We start from the raw sequence: 16,242 nt of genomic DNA, 5'->3' as shown, positions 1-16,242 counted from the left end.
CCGCCATGACGCCCATTCTTCAAGACCACTTGCCCGACGAACAACGCGCTGTTGCTGCGGCCCGATTGCCCGCGATGCGACCTGTGACGGGGCCGTGGATCACCGTGGATAGCGCCTACACGGGGCAGTTGGGCGAAAAGGCCCGTCTGATGCGCGATCACCGCGCGGCTGTCTGTGCTGTCCTGCCCGAGGCAGAAGAGGCGGTTGCGGAACTTCTCGACGTGATCTTGGCCGAATTGCCATCGGTGGGGTTCACGGTGACGGCGGATCAAGTAACGCGCCCTGATGGGCAGGTCGTGACCATCGTCCGCAATGATCCATTCCTCACCCTGTCGCAACTGGTCCAAGAGGACCTGTGCCTTTTGCAAAAGCAGGGCGACGAACATGTGCTGACGGCAGCGCTCTTGTGTTTCCCTGCTGCATGGACCTTGGCCGAGAAAATCGGGCGTCCGCTCTTGCGCATCCATGTGCCCGTGCCGTCCTACACTGAGGACATCGGCAAACGTGTGCAGCGTTTGTTTGATGGGGCGCAGCCGCTACGTCCGATGTGGCGGGCGAATTTGCACAGCTATGAGGACGCGACGCTGTTCCATGTGCGCAGCGAATCGAACCCGCGTCCCTACACGGACATCAATCCGCTCTATGAACGCAGTGAGCGGCAGACCGTCATGCGGCTGCCGAAAACGGGTGCGGTTCTCTTTGCGATCCACACCACGATGGTTGCGATTTGATCAGGGGTTGAGGGTCGATTTGACCCGCTCCAACAGCGCGGACACCCAATTTTTATGAGAGGTCGGCGTTTGCCGAGACATGACGCCAGCCTGATGCGGCAGGCGCATCTGCGGCTTTGGCTGGGCAGAGGCCGGAATATGGGTCGGCTTGGGGGCGAGGTAATCTTGGGCACTCTTAAACATGATACTGGACCTGAAAACTGGTTCACTCAGCGACAACATTTCAACTTATAATGGCAAAATCAGGGCAAAGACATGAAATTGTCGTGGGGCCGTTCCACTAAACGAAAAGGGCGCCCGAATGGGGCGCCCTCTCGTTTGTCTGACGACTGCTAAGATTAGCAGCTGTAGTACATTTGGTATTCGACCGGGTGCGGGGTGTGCTCGTAAGCGTAAACCTCGTTCCATTTCAGGTCGATGTAAGCCTGAAGCTGGTCTTTGGTGAACACGTCGCCTGCAAGCAGGAAGTCCATGTCTTTTTCCAGCTCTTCCAGAGCTTCACGCAGCGAACCACATACGGTCGGGATTGCTGCCAGTTCTTCTGGCGGCAGATCGTAGAGGTCTTTGTCCGAAGCAGCGCCCGGATCGATTTTGTTTTTGATGCCGTCGAGGCCAGCCATCATCAGAGCTGCGAAAGCGAGGTAGGGGTTCGCTGCCGGATCTGGGAAGCGAGCTTCTACGCGTTTTGCTTTCGGCGATTCGGTCCACGGAATACGGACACAGCCAGAACGGTTGCGTGCCGAGAACGCGCGCAGAACAGGAGCCTCGAAGCCCGGGATCAAACGCTTGTAGGAGTTTGTCGACGGGTTGGTCAGCGCGTTCAGTGCTTTCGCGTGGGTCAGGATACCACCGATGAAGTACAGAGCTTCCTGAGACAGGTCAGCGTATTTGTCGCCTGCAAAGAGCGGCTTGCCGTCTTTCCAGATGGACATGTTTACGTGCATGCCAGAACCGTTATCGCCAGCCATCGGCTTGGGCATAAAGGTTGCGGTTTTGCCGTAGGACGCAGCCACGTTGTGGATGATGTACTTGTACTTCTGGATGTTGTCGGCTTGCTCGACCAGACCACCAAAGATCATGCCCAGCTCGTGCTGACAGGTCGCCACTTCGTGGTGGTGTTTGTCAACTTTGATGCCGATGCGCTTCATGGTGGAGAGCATTTCGCCACGGATGTCCTGCGCTTCGTCGATTGGGTTCACAGGGAAGTAGCCGCCCTTGTGGCCTGCACGGTGTGCGAGGTTGCCCATTTCGATTTCTGCGTCGGTGTTCCAAGCAGCTGCTTCAGCGTCGATCTGGTAGGATACTTTCGCCGGAGTAACCGAGTAACGAACGTCGTCGAACAGGAAAAATTCAGCTTCAGGGCCGAAGTATGCAGCGTCACCGATGCCCGAGGACTTCAGGTAAGCTTCTGCTTTTTTCGCGATCTGGCGCGGGCAACGGTCATAGGCTTCGCCAGTGTCCGGCTCAACAACGTCACAGTGGATCGCGATGGTTTTTTCAGCGTAGAACGGGTCCATGTAAGCAGAGGACGCATCCGGCATCAGTTTCATGTCGGACTGGTCGATCGACTTCCAGCCAGCAATCGACGAACCGTCGAACATGAAGCCTTCTTCGAGGAAGTCTTCGTCAACCAGGTCAGAGACAACAGTCACGTGCTGGAGTTTGCCCTTCGGGTCGGTGAAACGGATGTCGACGTAATCAACGCCTTCGTCCGCGATAAGTTTAAGAAGCTCTTGGTTGTTCATCCCTGATTCCTCTTGAGGTGAAATTTGTCAGTGAATTAAAGCGCGTCGTCGCCAGATTCACCGGTGCGGATACGGATCGCTTGTTCGACAGGCGATACGAAGATTTTACCGTCGCCGATCTTGTCGGTTTTGGCAGCGCCAATGATGGCCTCAATGGCGGCATCGACTTGATCGTCAGCAAGGACGACCTCGATTTTTACTTTCGGCAGGAAGTCCACAACATATTCAGCGCCGCGATACAGCTCTGTGTGGCCTTTCTGACGACCAAAGCCTTTGACTTCGATCACGGAGAGACCTTGTACGCCAGCGTCCTGCAGGGCTTCCTTGACCTCGTCCAGTTTGAACGGTTTGATGATCGCCTCGATCTTTTTCACTGACGCGACTCCCTTCGCTTTGGTGTTCCTTCGGCGTCAGACCATGTCTGCACGGCAGGCACAATCGGGTAGGCTGACGCAGGCTATTCCTTCGGGATGATTCCATAGGGTGTGATTAAAAATTGTGCAATATGCGCGCTTGATGTGCGGTTTGAAAACTTTTGGTGCTGAAACGATGATCGAAGTCCTGACCTCTGCCCAAATGCGCGCCGTTGAAGGCGCTGCGATGTCGTCTGGCCGTGTCACGGGCCTCCAGTTGATGGAGCGTGCGGGGCAGGGCGTTGTTGATGCCATTTTGGACAGATGGCCCGTGATGGCCACTGCGCCCGACCTTGCCGTTGTGCTCTGCGGGCCGGGGAATAACGGCGGTGATGGTTTCGTCGTTGCGCGGCTTTTGGCAGAGCGGGGATGGGAGGTCGCCTGTTTCTTTGCGGGTGACGCGGCGCGTTTGTCAAACGATGCCCGTGCCAATTACGACCGTTGGGTAGCGATGGGGCAGGTGCGGCCTTGGGCTGACTTGGGTGCGGCCTTGCGGGGCTGGGACGATGCGCATCATCCCGCGCTCTGGATTGATGCGGTGTTCGGCACGGGCCTGTCACGTGCGGTGACGGGCGAGATTGCAGAAGGCTTCCGCGCCTTGTCCGTCTGGCCTGCCGATCTGGCATATGCAGAGGGTGGCAAATGGGTCGCCGTCGATCTGCCCAGCGGATTGGACGCGGACAAAGGCCAATCACACCTGACCGAGGATGCGCGGATTTTCTATGATCTCACGGTGAGCTTCCACTGCGCCAAACTGGGTCATCATTTGAAGATTGGCCCTGATCTGTGCGGCGATCTGGTGATAGCTGACATTGGTATCACGACACTTTGTCCCGACGCTGTTCGCCTATCTGAACCGCGCCTATCCTCGCTCAAAGGTGGGCTGCGGCGGGTGACGCATAAATATAGCCACGGCCACGCGCTGATCCTCGGTAGTCCTGCGGGCAAAACGGGGGCTGCACGACTGGCGGCGCGGGCTGCGCTGCGGGCGGGTGCAGGGTTGGTCACGATCGCGGTGCCACGTGACGCCATCTCGGAATACGCCGCCCATGAAACGGCAGTGATGCTGGTGCCCTGCGACACGCCCGAAGACCTAACCGCGCTCTTAGAAGACAAACGCTACGACCGTCTCTGCATTGGCCCTGCGTTTGGCGTCGACCGCGCGGCGGCGTTTTTGCCCACGATCCTCGCGGCGGAACGGTTCACGGTGATTGATGCGGATGCGCTGACAGCTTTGGCTAGGGATGCCGCGCTGATGGGCGCGCTCCACCCCCAATGCGTTCTCACCCCACATGGCGGCGAATTTGCGCGGTTGTTCCCTGACCTCATCGACCACCCGTCGAAAATCACCGCGACCGAGGAGGCCGCGAGCCGCACAGGCTGCACCGTTCTATACAAAGGGCGCGATACCGTCATTGCAGCGCCACATCGACCGACGGTCCTGAATGCTGCGACCTATGACAACGCAACGCCTTGGCTCGCGACGGCGGGGGCGGGGGATGTGCTCGCGGGGATTATCACGGGGAACAAGGATGTAGAGACGGCTGCATGGCTTCACACTGCCGCTGCCCGTCATTTTGGCGCAGGGCTGATTGCCGAGGATCTGCCAGAAGCGCTGCCTGCCGTATTCCGCGACTTAGGCCTCTAGAACGAAAACGCCGCCCGAATGGGGCGGCGCATCAAAACGATGTGGTATGGATCAGACAGCCGCCGATCCGACCTCCATCCCGTCTGCATAAAGGATGTGCTGACGTTCAAAGACCAGTTCGAACATCATGACCGACTGAGGCTCTGAGCGCGTGATGTATTCACCATCAATCAAACGCTCTGCGCTGACCATCGCGGTCGCTTCACCATAGAGAGCCTGTGCACGCCAATCGCGGATGTGGATCGGGGTTTGCGTAAAAACGGCCATGTCACGGTCAGGGCGGGTGTTGCCCAGCGTGCCCGCTTTAATGCGGATCATCTCTGCGGTGACGGTAAAGGCGCGGACCTCGCGGAGGATCGCCATGCCAGAATCACGCGTAATTACACGATCGCCAGCGGCAAGCGTCTCAACAGGGAGTTCCCCATCCAGCGTCAAAAGGGTGGTGCCGGCCACAAGGCCAGTCAAATTGCGAACGCCCACGGCTTGCGCCGGGCGAATCTCGATATCAGGGTGCATGGCGGTTCCCGCTCTTGCTGTGTCTGCCTCAATTGCTAGGCAGGTTAAGCAAGCATTGGCTTAACACCAGTCAAAAAGCACCCCCGACTGCCCATATGCGCCGATTGTTAACCTTTTGGACACACTTTATGCGTGTTTACATACATTTAATACGTGTGCATTTTTCGCTGGAAGCCCGCGCAAGGCTTTGCTAGACCGCCCCTCAGAGCGGGTGTGGCGAAATTGGTAGACGCACTAGATTTAGGTTCTAGCGCCGCAAGGCGTGGGGGTTCAAGTCCCTCCACCCGCACCACAAATCCTGAATGTACTGACGATTTGGATTGGCCCTTGGCCGATCGTCTCAGCCCGTTCAGGGCCTTATTTTCCCGAATTCGACGCGCTTCCCCAGAATGGACCCGAAAAACATCCTGATGGAATAGGGGGGAATGTGCCATTTCGCCTTGCATGGGGCGCTATGCCCCAATAGAAGGACGGCTGATTTAGGGTGGCCGCCGTTGTGCGGCCTGAACGAGACGTAAAAGGACGCATACGATGCAGGTCACCGAGACCCTCAACGAAGGCCTCAAGCGCGGCTACACTATCACTGTAACCGCTGCAGAGCTCGACGCAAAAGTAAACGAAAAGCTCATCGAAGCTCAGCCCGACATTGAAATGAAGGGTTTCCGCAAGGGCAAAGTCCCGATGGCTATGCTGAAAAAGCAGTTCGGCCCGCGTGTTCTGGGCGAAGCGATGCAAGACGCAATCGATGGCGCGATGAACAACCACCTCGAGACTTCGGGTGACCGTCCGGCAGCACAGCCGGAAATGAAAATGACCAACGAGAACTGGAAAGAAGGCGACGACGTTGTTGTCGAAGTTTCCTACGAGCGCCTGCCGGACATTCCGGAAGTCGACTTCTCTGACGTGAAACTGGAGCGTCTGGTTGTCAAAGCTGACGACGCATCGATCACCGAAGCTCTCGAAAACCTTGCGAAAACCGCGAAATCCTACGAAGACAAAGATGGCGCTGCAGAAGACGGCGACCAAGTTGTCATGGACTTCCTTGGTAAAGTTGACGGCGAAGCATTCGACGGCGGCGCAGCATCTGACTACCCGCTGGTTCTCGGCTCGAACTCCTTCATCCCTGGCTTTGAAGCTGGCCTCGTTGGCGTAAAAGCTGGCGACGTGAAAGACGTAGACGTATCCTTCCCTGAGGAATACGGCGCTGAAAACCTCGCTGGCAAAGCGGCTGTTTTCACCTGCACCATCAAAGCTGTTAAAGCAGCGAAAGACGCAGCGATCGACGACGAACTGGCTAAGAAATTCGGTTCCGAAGACCTCGCTCAGCTGAAAGCACAAGTCGCTGAGCGTCTTGAAGCTGAATACCAAGGTGCAGCACGCGCAGTTGCGAAACGTTCGCTCCTCGACGCGCTGGACGGCAAAGTTGAATTCGACCTGCCGGAATCGCTGGTTAAAGCTGAAGCTGACCAGATCGCTCACCAGCTGTGGCACGAAGAAAACCCAGAAGTGCACGATCACAACCACGGTTCGATCGAAGCAACCGACGAGCACAAAGCTCTCGCTGCACGCCGCGTGAAACTGGGTCTGTTCCTTGCTGAAATCGGCAACAAAGCAGAAGTGAAAGTCTCTGACGCTGAACTGACCCAAGCGGTCATGAACCAAGCACGTCAGTACCCGGGCCAAGAGCGTCAGTTCTTTGAATTCGTTCAGCAGAACGCTCAGTTCCGTCAGCAGCTTCAGGCTCCGATCTTTGAAGACAAAGTAGTTGATCACATCTTCTCGGTCGCTTCTGTGACTGACAAAGAAGTATCGAAAGAAGATCTCCAGAAGGCTGTCGAGGCTCTGGAAGAAGAATAATCAGCGGTTCATCCCTGATCGAAAGGCGCCCTTTTGGGGCGCCTTTTTTGTTTGTGCGACGAAACACCCCGACCGAAAAAGGTTTATCCATTGGTATAACAGGCCTAGGCTTGAGGTAGTGAAGTCTCAACCGAGGAGTTAAACCATGAAGCACATTATTTTATCTGTTCTTGCTGTGTTTGGTTTGTCGACGGCTGCGATGGCATGCCCTGATTACTCTCAGTGGGGGGACAGCTATTCGGTTACTGGTCCCCAGATGCGCAGCCCTGTTCGTTTTAACGTGGTCGCTGGTGGCGAAAACTACATTTGGAACTGTCCGAATGTGCGCCCTGGAACGGATCAGGGGGCAGGGTATTTCACCACAGCGCCTGATTTCACCTTTGATATGAGCGGGATGTCGGGGCTGAAGCTGGAAATCAGCGTTATCAGCAAATGCGATAGTGCGCTGTTGATCAACACCGCGTCGGCCAATTGGTATTACGATGACGATGACAACGGCAACATGGACCCCAAGATCGTTCTAACGCGACCGATCGACGGCTATCTCGACGTTTGGGTTGGCACCTATGATGGGGATTACTGTGATGCGATCCTCGAGTTGGAAACCTTCCGCCGCTGATCGCCACATAAGAAAAAGGCCGCAGATTTCTCTGCGGCCTTTCTTTTTGGTCTGACGGAAACCTTAGAGGTCTTCGTCGGAGTCCGCAGCAGCGCCACCAACGTCGTCGAACAGTTCGGCGATCTCGTCAGCTGCAGCTTGCTCTTCTTCAGCAGCCAGTTCCTGGATCGATTTACCCGATGCCTGGATCTCAGCTTCTTCTGCAGAGCGTGCAGCGTTGATGGTGATGGTTGCTTCAACTTCAGGGTGCAGAACAACGGTTACGCTGTGCAGGCCCAGTTCTTTGATCGCGCCTTGCAGGACAACCTGCTTGCGGTCGATCGAGAAACCACCAGCGGTCGCAACTTCGGCGATGTCACGCAGGGAGACAGAACCGTAGAGAGCGCCCGAGTCCGAAGCGGAACGAATCACAACGAACTGCTGACCGTTGAGGGTCGCAGCCAGTGCTTCGGCTTCTTTTTTGGTTTCGAGGTTGCGTGCTTCGAGCTGAGCTTTGTCAGCTTCGAATTTCGCTTTGTTTGCTTCGTTAGCGCGCAGAGCCTTGCCGGTAGGCAGAAGGAAGTTGCGAGCGTAGCCGTCTTTCACGGATACGACTTCGCCCATCTGGCCGAGTTTGGCAACGCGTTCGAGAAGGATAACGTCCATTGATATGACTCCTTACTTCACAGCGTAGGGCAGCAGAGCCAAGAAACGTGCGCGCTTGATGGCCTGTGCCAGTTTGCGCTGGTTCTTGGATCCAACAGCGGTGATGCGTGCGGGAACGATTTTGCCGCGCTCAGAGATGTAGCGCTGCAGAAGGCGAGTGTCTTTGTAGTCGATCTTCGGAGCGTTTTCGCCCTCGAACGGATCGGACTTACGACGACGGAAAAATGGTTTGGTAGCCATGACTTAATGTCCTTTCCTGATCAACTTAGCGACGTTCGCGGCGTTCGCCACGGTCACCGCGTTCGCCACGCTCACCGCGGTCGTCACGCTTTTGCATCTGAACCGACGGACCTTCTTCATGTGCATCGACCTTGATGGTCAGGATACGCATAACGTCGTCGTGCAGGCGCATCAGGCGTTCCATCTCTTGAACAGCCGACGACGGTGCATCGGTGCGCAGGAAAGCGTAGTGGCCCTTGCGGTTTTTGTTGATCTTGTAGGCCATCGTTTTGACGCCCCAGTATTCGCTTTCGATGACTTTGCCACCGTTGTCAGCAAGCACTGTCGAGAAGTGTTCGACGAGGCTTTCAGCCTGTGCGTTCGACAGGTCCTGACGCGAAATGAAAACATGCTCGTATAGCGGCATGTGCACTCCTGTTTTTGTTCAGCGCATTTCATAGGGTGGCAATGAGATCTTTCCGCCTCCACCCACGAGAGACTGCGCAGTTCTAACGAATTGCGGAAAGATGGGGCCTTATACATGCCGCGCCTGCAAAGGCAAGTGTGGAATGACACTCTCTATATATACGCACCAGCGCGGGGCAGCGGGATCGTGTCTGGGGTGAATATGAGAAAGTCAAAACAACGTCAGCGCACGGCCTGTTTTTCGCCATGTTTGGTCTGCAAGATTACAACCATAGGGTAAAAAGGTGCTACAATGAACGCGCTGACAACAGATAGATTATTCCACAACGGGGCAATTGAGGTTCCGATGGGCTATAGCAAGGCTGGTTTTATGCTCGCTGATACGTATTGGGGTTATGTCATTCGGTCGCTTGAGGGGCCATCGCCGCTGGTGAAAACCCTACAGGCCGTTGCGCTGTTTATCGGGGCGGTTTTCGCTCTGGCTGCGGTGGGTCTGTGGCTGATGCCGTCTAGCATTGTGTCAGACGGTGTGCAGGTCATCAAAATCGGCCTGACGGTGTTTTTGGCCGTCGTGTCTGCCTTTTGTTTCCGCTACGCGACCCGTGGCGCTGAGGTCGAACTTGAGTTCGACACCAATGTCCGCGAACTGCGCGAGGTTGTCCGCAATCACGCAGGCCGTCCGTCATTGATCGGGCGCTATGATTTCAAATCCTTCAGCGGTCTATTCATCGACCGTGAACGTGGCGAAAAGGGCCATGGTGCCTTGATGCTCCGCTATCGCAATTCGACCACGTTGCTAGAGGTCGCCTATGGTCCGCTCCCTCGGATTGAGGCGCTGCGCGATCGTCTGGGCAAAGACCTCATTGCCGTTCCTGCCTAATATTTTAAGTCATTTCCTTAAACGGGCGGCCCATTGGGTCGCCTTTTTCGCGTTTACGAATTCTTGTGATGTGGCCCGCGACACGCTAAGGCAGAGAAAACGTTACCAAAGGGAAGTGACACATGCGGGCATTCGTATTTCCGGGGCAGGGCGCCCAAGCCATTGGAATGGGCAAGGCACTGGCCGATGCTTATCCGGCAGCCAAAGCCATTTTCGACGAAGTTGATGACGCGCTCGGCGAAAGCCTGTCGTCGCTGATCTGGGACGGGGACATTGAGACCCTGACGCTGACCAAAAACGCACAACCCGCGCTGATGGCGACCTCTTTGGCGGCGATGCGCGCGCTCGAGGCTGAAGGCGTGTCGATCACTGCGGCTGATTTCGTCGCGGGTCACTCGCTCGGTGAATATTCTGCGCTCGCTGCAGCTGGGGCGATTTCGGTCGCAGATACCGCCCGCCTGCTGCGCACCCGTGGCACCGCGATGCAGGACGCAGTTCCTGTCGGTGTTGGCGCTATGGCGGCTCTCCTCGGTCTCGATTTCGAAGCTGCGACCGCTGTCGCCGAAGAAGCCGCCCAAGGCCAAGTCTGTCAGGCTGCAAACGACAACGACCCCTCGCAGGTTGTTGTGTCGGGCCACAAAGAGGCCGTTGAACGCGCTCTGACCATCGCCAAGGAAAAAGGCGCGAAACGTGCGCTTCTTCTTCCTGTGTCTGCACCGTTCCACTGCGCACTGATGAAACCTGCCGCTGACGTGATGGCAGAGGCGCTGGACGACGTTCAGATCAATGCGCCCGCTGTGCCTGTTGTTGCAAACGTGCGCGCCGCTGCGGTCACTGATCCTGCGATGATCCGTTCGCTCTTGGTCGAGCAGGTCACAGGTTCCGTGCGTTGGCGCGAAAGCGTGCTGTGGATGGCCGATCAAGGCGTGACCGAGGCATGGGAAATCGGCGCAGGCAAGGCGCTCTCGGGCATGATCAAACGCATCAGCAAGGACGTCGCGACCAACAACGTCGGCACCCCTGACGATGTTGCTGCCGCTGTTGAAGCACTCAAAAGCTAATTGAACCTGCCCCATAGCGGGCGGAAGAAAGGATATAAGATGTTTGATCTCACAGGTAAAAACGCGCTGATCACGGGCGCTTCGGGTGGTATCGGTGGTGCAATCGCTAAGGCACTGCATGGTGCAGGCGCAACTGTCACTCTGTCCGGCACCCGTCAGGGGCCTCTCGATGAACTGGCTACTGAACTCGGCGACCGCGTGCATGTGCTAACCTGTAACCTCAGCGATGCGGCTGCCGTTGACGCGCTGCCGAAACAAGCCGCTGATCTGATGGGTTCGGTTGATATTCTGATCAACAACGCTGGCATCACCAAAGACAACCTCTTTATGCGCATGTCCGACGACGAATGGTCAAGCGTACTTGAGGTCAACCTAACCTCGACCATGCGCCTGTGCAAAGGTGTGATCCGTGGCATGATGAAGGCGCGTTGGGGCCGCATCGTGAACATCTCGTCGATCGTTGGTGCGACAGGTAACCCGGGTCAGGCGAACTATGCAGCGTCCAAGGCGGGCATGGTCGGCATGTCGAAATCCATCGCATACGAAGTCGCAAGCCGCGGGATCACCGTGAACTGCGTCGCACCGGGTTTCATCGCGACCGCAATGACCGACAAACTGACCGACGATCAGAAAGAAAAGATCAACGTTCAGATCCCCGCCGCTCGCATGGGCACCCCAGAAGAGATCGCAGCAGCGGTTCTCTACCTCGCCTCGAACGAGGCCGGTTACACCACTGGTGCGACCGTTCACGTCAACGGCGGCATGGCGATGCTCTAAGGAGACACTTTACAACTTTACGTTAAGTAAACTCACCATTTTCACGTATAGGGGTAGCCATCGGCTGCCCCTTTTTATTAGAATCTTGTCACAACAATAAAAAACGTGGACGGAGATTTCGGGATGGGGCGCAAATCGGGCTTTACCGATGAGGATGTTTTTGTGTGGTTGGCGGATCATCTCGCCACAGCACCGGGGGTAACGGTGCAACAAGTTTCAAAAGGCACGAAAGTATCTGTGGGTTCGATCTACCACCGCTTTGGCTCGATGGAGGATCTCCTCGCCGAAGCATGGGTCTGGGCGCATGAACGCTACCGCGTGTTTATGACCAAGACACTTCAAATGGACGGTGAGGCGGGCGCGCTGCGCTCTGCAGTGAAATCTGTGCGGTTTGCCACATTGGATCGGCCCGCCGCGATTTTGCTTTTTGCGGTGCCAAAACGGTTTTTGGTGCGCTCTGGCATTTCAGCGACGAACCGCGCGAAGGTTAATTTTGAGAACCAAACCCTCGCGGATGAAATCAACGGCTATGCCACGCGTTTTGGCACGGATGCGGATTCAATTGATTTGGCCGTGATTCAGGTGCCCAAGGCGATTATTCAGAAATACCTGCCAGATGAACCTGTTCCGGCTCAGGCCGAGGTATATGTGCGGAAATCGTGTAAGGTGATCTTGAATAACCCAATTCACGCAACCGATGATATGGATGCCTGAAAGCGTTTGCCTCTGCGGAATTCTCTGCTATAGGCCCTGTGATACCTGCAGGATGTGACCGATGACGTTACGTCCGTGGGCGCCCCCTACGGGCAGTTAACCGCCCCGCGGGGCACACAAAAGAACGGGCCGAAAGCCCTATTGAACGTGAGGACTTGATATGAGCGATGTCGCTGATCGTGTGCGCAAAATCGTAGTTGAGCACCTGGGTGTTGAAGAGGAAAAAGTGACCGAGAATGCATCGTTCATCGATGACCTCGGCGCAGACAGCCTCGACACCGTAGAGCTGGTTATGGCTTTCGAAGAAGAATTCGGTATCGAAATCCCGGACGACGCTGCAGAGACCATTCAGTCCTTCGGCGACGCTGTGAAATTCATCTCTGAAGCTCAGTAATTAACTGGATTTCAAGGTATTGATTGCGGCACCCCTCGGGGTGCCGTTTTCGTTTTGGCGCATCGGTTTGCCACGTTGGGACCGTTTGCGCGTCTGTTCGACCCTCGGCCCACGACCCAACGCCGAAGCGAAGTCTGCTGCCGTCAGAGCACGGCGAAACTCGATCCCGCTGACATGTGTATTTGACCACGCCACCCGACAGGGGAGAGGCTGCCCGTTTACCATGATCGTGATCCTCTGACGCCGTTCAAACTGGGGCGTATCCGTCAGCGTGATCTTTGCACCCAAACGGCTGATGTCGATGATCCGCGCGGGAATCACCTTGCCCTGATGGGGGATGGTTGTCTCAATACTGCAGGTAAACCGTCTCGCCTTAGCGTGGCGGAGCGCGATGATACGCCCGAAAAACACGCCAGCCGTGATCAGCGCGAGAAACCCCAAACCGCCGTTTACCGCTGCCGTGCGTGGGGTGATCAGCGGCTCGTCCATGGTTGAAAAGGACTGCGCGTGGGCTTGGCTCTCGCAGAGGTCGGTGAGGCGGGGCAGGGTAGCAATTGCGGCCTCTACAACCACGCGGTTCTGCGATAGCAGCGCGCCACCGATCCGCGCCCGTTGTGCCTCTGTCCGGGTCTGCAATCGAGCAGCGATCACGGCACCCAGTTGCGCTGCATTCGCCAGCGCCGCCTGCGCATCGGAATTCACTCTATCCCCAATTATCCACCGAACCGAGGCCGCATCGAACCGCCCGCCGTTTTGGGCGAGATGATCCAGCGCCACGCGCGCTTGGGTCGGGTCGGAGAGCGCGATCTGCTGTGCTGCGATGATCGTCGCAAGATCGTGAACCGCACGGCAATCCACCCCATCCTCGGCCGCATTGGTCGAACGGAGGGGCGCCAAGGTGATAAAGACCACGCAGAAGAGGCGGAAAATGAACATCATATTGATCAAATACGCCTCAATCCCCAAGTTTTAGTAAATAACGCGGTCTGAATGGCGCGAGTTGCCTTGCCCAAAGGGGGCGGAACGCGCTATTTGGAGGGGAATTGAGAACAAGAGTTGAGGGCAGAAAATGCGCCGTGTCGTCGTAACCGGATTGGGCCTTGTCACACCGTTGGCGGATGGGGTTGAAGAAACCTGGACTCGTCTGTTGGACGGACAGTCTGGCGCTGGCCGTATTACGGGCTTTGATCCCGAAGGGCTGGGCACCACCTACGCCTGCGAAGTCAAACGCGGCGACGGCTCTGATGCGACCTTTAACGCTGACAAATACATGGAACCCAAAGAGCAGCGTAAGGTCGATGACTTTATTCTCTTTGGCTACGCTGCCGCGCTTCAAGCGGTCGAGGATTCGGGCTGGAAACCTGAGGCTGACGCTGACAAAGAACGCACTGGCGTTTTGATCGGCTCTGGCATCGGCGGTCTGAAATCCATCGCCGACACCGCCGTGATGATCGAAGAAAAAGGCCCGCGCCGCGTGTCTCCGTTCTTTATCCCCGGTGCACTGATCAACCTGATCTCGGGGCAGGTGTCGATCAAATACGGCTTTAAGGGTCCGAACCACTCTGTCGTGACCGCATGTTCCACGGGCGCTCACGCCATTGGTGACGCAGCTCGCTTGATCAAATACGGCGCGGCTGACGTGATGGTTGCTGGCGGTGCTGAGGCTGCGATCTGCAAAATCGGTATCGCTGGTTTCAACGCGTGTAAGGCGCTGTCGACCAAACGTGCGGATGAACCGACCAAAGCATCGCGCCCCTATGACGCGGACCGTGATGGTTTCGTGATGGGCGAGGGCGCAGGTATCGTCGTTCTCGAAGAATATGAACACGCCAAAGCACGCGGTGCGAAAATCTACGCCGAGGTGCTGGGCTACGGCATGTCGGGCGACGCATACCACATCACCGCTCCGTCCGAGGATGGTGAAGGCGCTGGCCGTTGTATGGCTGCCGCACTCAAGGACGCAGGTCTGGAACCGTCGGCGATTGACTACATCAACGCACACGGCACCTCGACCATGGCGGACACCATCGAACTGGGCGCGGTCGAACGTATGCTCGGCGATCATGCTGGCAACGTCACCATGTCCTCGACCAAGTCGATGACGGGTCACCTTTTGGGGGCTGCTGGCGCGATTGAAGCGATCTTCTCGATCCTTGCGATCCGCGATCAGGTCGCACCGCCGACGATCAACCTTGATAACCCTGCTGTAGAGACACCTGTTGACCTCGCGCCGAACAAGAAAGTCGAGCGTAAGATTGACGTGGCTCTGTCGAACTCCTTCGGCTTTGGCGGCACCAACGCGAGCGTGATCTTCGGGAAAATCAGCTAATGTGGCGTAACATCGCGTCTAACGCGCTGTCGTTCCTGATTGTTCTGCTGTTTGTTCTGGGGGGCATCGTCCTCTGGGGCAAATCGCAGTATCGCGCTGAAGGCCCTCTGGAGCAGGCGATCTGCCTTGAGGTGCCGAGCGGGACGAACTTCCGTCGCGTTGCGGACAATCTGGATCAGCAGGGCGCGATTTCGTCCAAGATGATTTTCAACATGGGTGTGGATTACACAGGTGCGGGCAGCCAGCTAAAAGCGGGCAGCTTTATCGTGCCAGCAGCGGCGTCGATGGAATCGATCATCGATATCATCACCCGCGGCGGGCAGAGCACCTGTGGCACCGAAATCCTCTACCGTATCGGCGTGAACGCAGCGACCGTAGAGGTCCGCCGGATGGACCCCGAAACCGCCCGTTACGATGAGGTCGCGGATTTCGAACTCGGCTCTGACGTGCCAGAGATTTACACCACTGTGGCGGGCCAAAACGACACCCGTTTCCGTATCGCTATCGCCGAAGGTGTGACCAGCTGGCAGATCATGACCAGCCTCAACGCCATTGATACGCTCGACGGTGATGTGGATGTGATCCCAGCAGAGGGGTCTTTGTCGCCTGACAGCTATGAATTCACCAAGGGCGCAAGCGTTGCCGACATCCTGTCCCGTATGGAGGCCGCACAGGCGACCATCCTTGCACAGGCATGGGAAAACCGCGCAGATAACCTGCCGTTCGACACCCCCGAAGAGGCACTGACCCTTGCCTCTATCGTGGAAAAGGAAACTGGCATCGCGTCGGAACGTCCGCTTGTGGCCTCGGTCTTTATCAACCGTCTGGAACAGGGCATGCGCCTGCAAACGGACCCGACCGTCATTTATGGCATCACCAAAGGCCAAGGCACCTTGGGCCGTGGTCTGCGCCAGAGCGAACTGCAACGCGAAACGCCCTATAACACCTATGTTATCAACGGCCTCCCGCCGACCCCGATTGCCAACCCTGGCAAGGCCAGCATCGAGGCGGTCCTGAACCCTGAACAGAGCGACTACATCTTCTTTGTCGCGAAAACGCTGAACCCTGCGGACGGTCACGTCTTTGCGGCCACTCTGAACGAGCATAACCGCAACGTCGCCGCCTACCGCGAATTGGAGCGTGCAGCGAACTGATGCGAACGGTCGGTTAACCGGTCCTTCGCACCCTTCGGGTAAAGTCATTACAGGCTAGAAGACTCAGGGCGGTCCTTTTGGGCCGCCCTTTGTCGTTTCTCGATCTGGCGGGGC

Annotated in this window: 19 protein-coding genes and 1 tRNA gene; 12 read left to right on the top strand and 8 right to left on the bottom strand. The window is 56.8% G+C overall.

From position 1 onward, the window contains the following. Positions 1–5 precede the first annotated feature (5 nt). Positions 6–731: a heme-dependent oxidative N-demethylase family protein gene (locus tag AC1QQ2_RS00410; RefSeq protein ID WP_479711651.1), complete on the top strand. Its 726-nt coding sequence runs from the start codon at positions 6–8 to the stop codon at positions 729–731. Here AC1QQ2_RS00410 and AC1QQ2_RS00405 read toward each other — a convergent pair whose 3' ends face one another. The 3 genes from AC1QQ2_RS00405 to AC1QQ2_RS00395 form a co-directional block, all read right to left on the bottom strand. Next, entirely contained in the window at positions 732–914 is a 183-nt protein-coding gene (locus AC1QQ2_RS00405; protein ID WP_479711650.1) for a hypothetical protein, read from the bottom strand. 155 nt (positions 915–1,069) lie between these two features. Then, on the bottom strand, positions 1,070–2,476 hold the full coding sequence (gene glnA / locus AC1QQ2_RS00400) for a type I glutamate--ammonia ligase (RefSeq protein WP_479711649.1): 1,407 nt from the start codon (positions 2,474–2,476) through the stop codon (positions 1,070–1,072). A gap of 35 nt (positions 2,477–2,511) precedes the next feature. Further along, positions 2,512–2,850, bottom strand: a complete 339-nt coding sequence (locus AC1QQ2_RS00395; protein WP_067545695.1) for a P-II family nitrogen regulator — start codon at positions 2,848–2,850, stop codon at positions 2,512–2,514. Positions 2,851–2,992: 142 nt separating this feature from the next. Between AC1QQ2_RS00395 and AC1QQ2_RS00390 the strand changes: the two genes are divergently transcribed. Next, positions 2,993–4,537, top strand: coding sequence for an NAD(P)H-hydrate dehydratase (locus AC1QQ2_RS00390; protein ID WP_479711648.1), 1,545 nt, complete (start codon positions 2,993–2,995; stop codon positions 4,535–4,537). Between the two features lie 51 nt (positions 4,538–4,588). Here the strand turns inward: AC1QQ2_RS00390 and AC1QQ2_RS00385 are convergent, their stop codons facing one another. Continuing rightward, on the bottom strand, positions 4,589–5,053 hold the full coding sequence (locus AC1QQ2_RS00385) for a Hint domain-containing protein (protein ID WP_479711647.1): 465 nt from the start codon (positions 5,051–5,053) through the stop codon (positions 4,589–4,591). 207 nt (positions 5,054–5,260) lie between these two features. On the opposite strand from AC1QQ2_RS00385, the gene AC1QQ2_RS00380 reads away from it, so the two are divergent. The 3 genes from AC1QQ2_RS00380 to AC1QQ2_RS00370 all read left to right on the top strand — a co-directional run bounded on the left by AC1QQ2_RS00380 (position 5,261) and on the right by AC1QQ2_RS00370 (position 7,529). Further along, positions 5,261–5,345 (top strand) — tRNA-Leu (locus AC1QQ2_RS00380). Positions 5,346–5,584: 239 nt separating this feature from the next. Beyond that, positions 5,585–6,910, top strand: coding sequence for a trigger factor (tig, locus tag AC1QQ2_RS00375; protein WP_479711646.1), 1,326 nt, complete (start codon positions 5,585–5,587; stop codon positions 6,908–6,910). Positions 6,911–7,055: 145 nt separating this feature from the next. Then, entirely contained in the window at positions 7,056–7,529 is a 474-nt protein-coding gene (locus AC1QQ2_RS00370; RefSeq protein WP_105234844.1) for a hypothetical protein, read from the top strand. Positions 7,530–7,592: 63 nt separating this feature from the next. On the opposite strand, the gene rplI is transcribed toward AC1QQ2_RS00370, so the two are convergent. From rplI to rpsF, 3 genes are read right to left on the bottom strand one after another with little or no spacing between them, the layout of a single operon-like run. Continuing rightward, positions 7,593–8,174 (bottom strand): 50S ribosomal protein L9, encoded by a 582-nt coding sequence (gene rplI / locus AC1QQ2_RS00365; protein WP_067545686.1) that lies wholly within the window; start codon positions 8,172–8,174, stop codon positions 7,593–7,595. Between the two features lie 12 nt (positions 8,175–8,186). Then, complete coding sequence (gene rpsR, locus AC1QQ2_RS00360) at positions 8,187–8,414, bottom strand: 30S ribosomal protein S18 (protein WP_067545682.1); 228 nt, start codon at positions 8,412–8,414, stop codon at positions 8,187–8,189. Between the two features lie 25 nt (positions 8,415–8,439). Further along, positions 8,440–8,820 carry a 30S ribosomal protein S6 gene (rpsF, locus tag AC1QQ2_RS00355; RefSeq protein ID WP_067545679.1) on the bottom strand — a complete coding sequence of 127 codons (381 nt, stop codon included), beginning with the start codon at positions 8,818–8,820 and terminating at the stop codon, positions 8,440–8,442. Between the two features lie 291 nt (positions 8,821–9,111). Here rpsF and AC1QQ2_RS00350 point away from each other — a divergent pair, with 291 nt between their 5' ends. From AC1QQ2_RS00350 to AC1QQ2_RS00330, 5 genes are all read left to right on the top strand, one after another. Next, on the top strand, positions 9,112–9,699 hold the full coding sequence (locus AC1QQ2_RS00350) for a hypothetical protein (protein WP_105234846.1): 588 nt from the start codon (positions 9,112–9,114) through the stop codon (positions 9,697–9,699). Between the two features lie 122 nt (positions 9,700–9,821). Further along, positions 9,822–10,760 (top strand): ACP S-malonyltransferase, encoded by a 939-nt coding sequence (gene fabD / locus AC1QQ2_RS00345; RefSeq protein ID WP_479711645.1) that lies wholly within the window; start codon positions 9,822–9,824, stop codon positions 10,758–10,760. A gap of 39 nt (positions 10,761–10,799) precedes the next feature. Beyond that, the gene (gene fabG / locus AC1QQ2_RS00340; protein WP_479711644.1) at positions 10,800–11,537 is read left to right on the top strand and encodes a 3-oxoacyl-[acyl-carrier-protein] reductase; all 738 of its coding nucleotides are present in this window, start codon (positions 10,800–10,802) and stop codon (positions 11,535–11,537) included. A gap of 123 nt (positions 11,538–11,660) precedes the next feature. Continuing rightward, entirely contained in the window at positions 11,661–12,251 is a 591-nt protein-coding gene (locus tag AC1QQ2_RS00335) for a TetR/AcrR family transcriptional regulator (protein WP_479711643.1), read from the top strand. A gap of 160 nt (positions 12,252–12,411) precedes the next feature. Beyond that, positions 12,412–12,645, top strand: coding sequence for an acyl carrier protein (locus tag AC1QQ2_RS00330; RefSeq protein ID WP_067545664.1), 234 nt, complete (start codon positions 12,412–12,414; stop codon positions 12,643–12,645). Here the strand turns inward: AC1QQ2_RS00330 and AC1QQ2_RS00325 are convergent, their stop codons facing one another. Then, complete coding sequence (locus AC1QQ2_RS00325; protein WP_479711642.1) at positions 12,646–13,584, bottom strand: PilZ domain-containing protein; 939 nt, start codon at positions 13,582–13,584, stop codon at positions 12,646–12,648. Positions 13,585–13,714: 130 nt separating this feature from the next. Between AC1QQ2_RS00325 and fabF the strand changes: the two genes are divergently transcribed. Further along, complete coding sequence (fabF, locus tag AC1QQ2_RS00320; RefSeq protein WP_067545659.1) at positions 13,715–14,974, top strand: beta-ketoacyl-ACP synthase II; 1,260 nt, start codon at positions 13,715–13,717, stop codon at positions 14,972–14,974. Further along, on the top strand, positions 14,974–16,128 hold the full coding sequence (mltG, locus tag AC1QQ2_RS00315; protein ID WP_479711641.1) for an endolytic transglycosylase MltG: 1,155 nt from the start codon (positions 14,974–14,976) through the stop codon (positions 16,126–16,128). The genes fabF and mltG overlap by 1 nt, the downstream gene beginning before the upstream one ends. Positions 16,129–16,242 lie beyond the last annotated feature (114 nt).

This window comes from Aestuarium sp., assembly GCF_023253315.1.
Taxonomy (GTDB): domain Bacteria; phylum Pseudomonadota; class Alphaproteobacteria; order Rhodobacterales; family Rhodobacteraceae; genus Marivivens; species Marivivens donghaensis.
The sequence above is the reverse complement of the archived record's forward strand: the minus strand, read 5'-3'. Positions and strand labels throughout refer to the sequence as shown.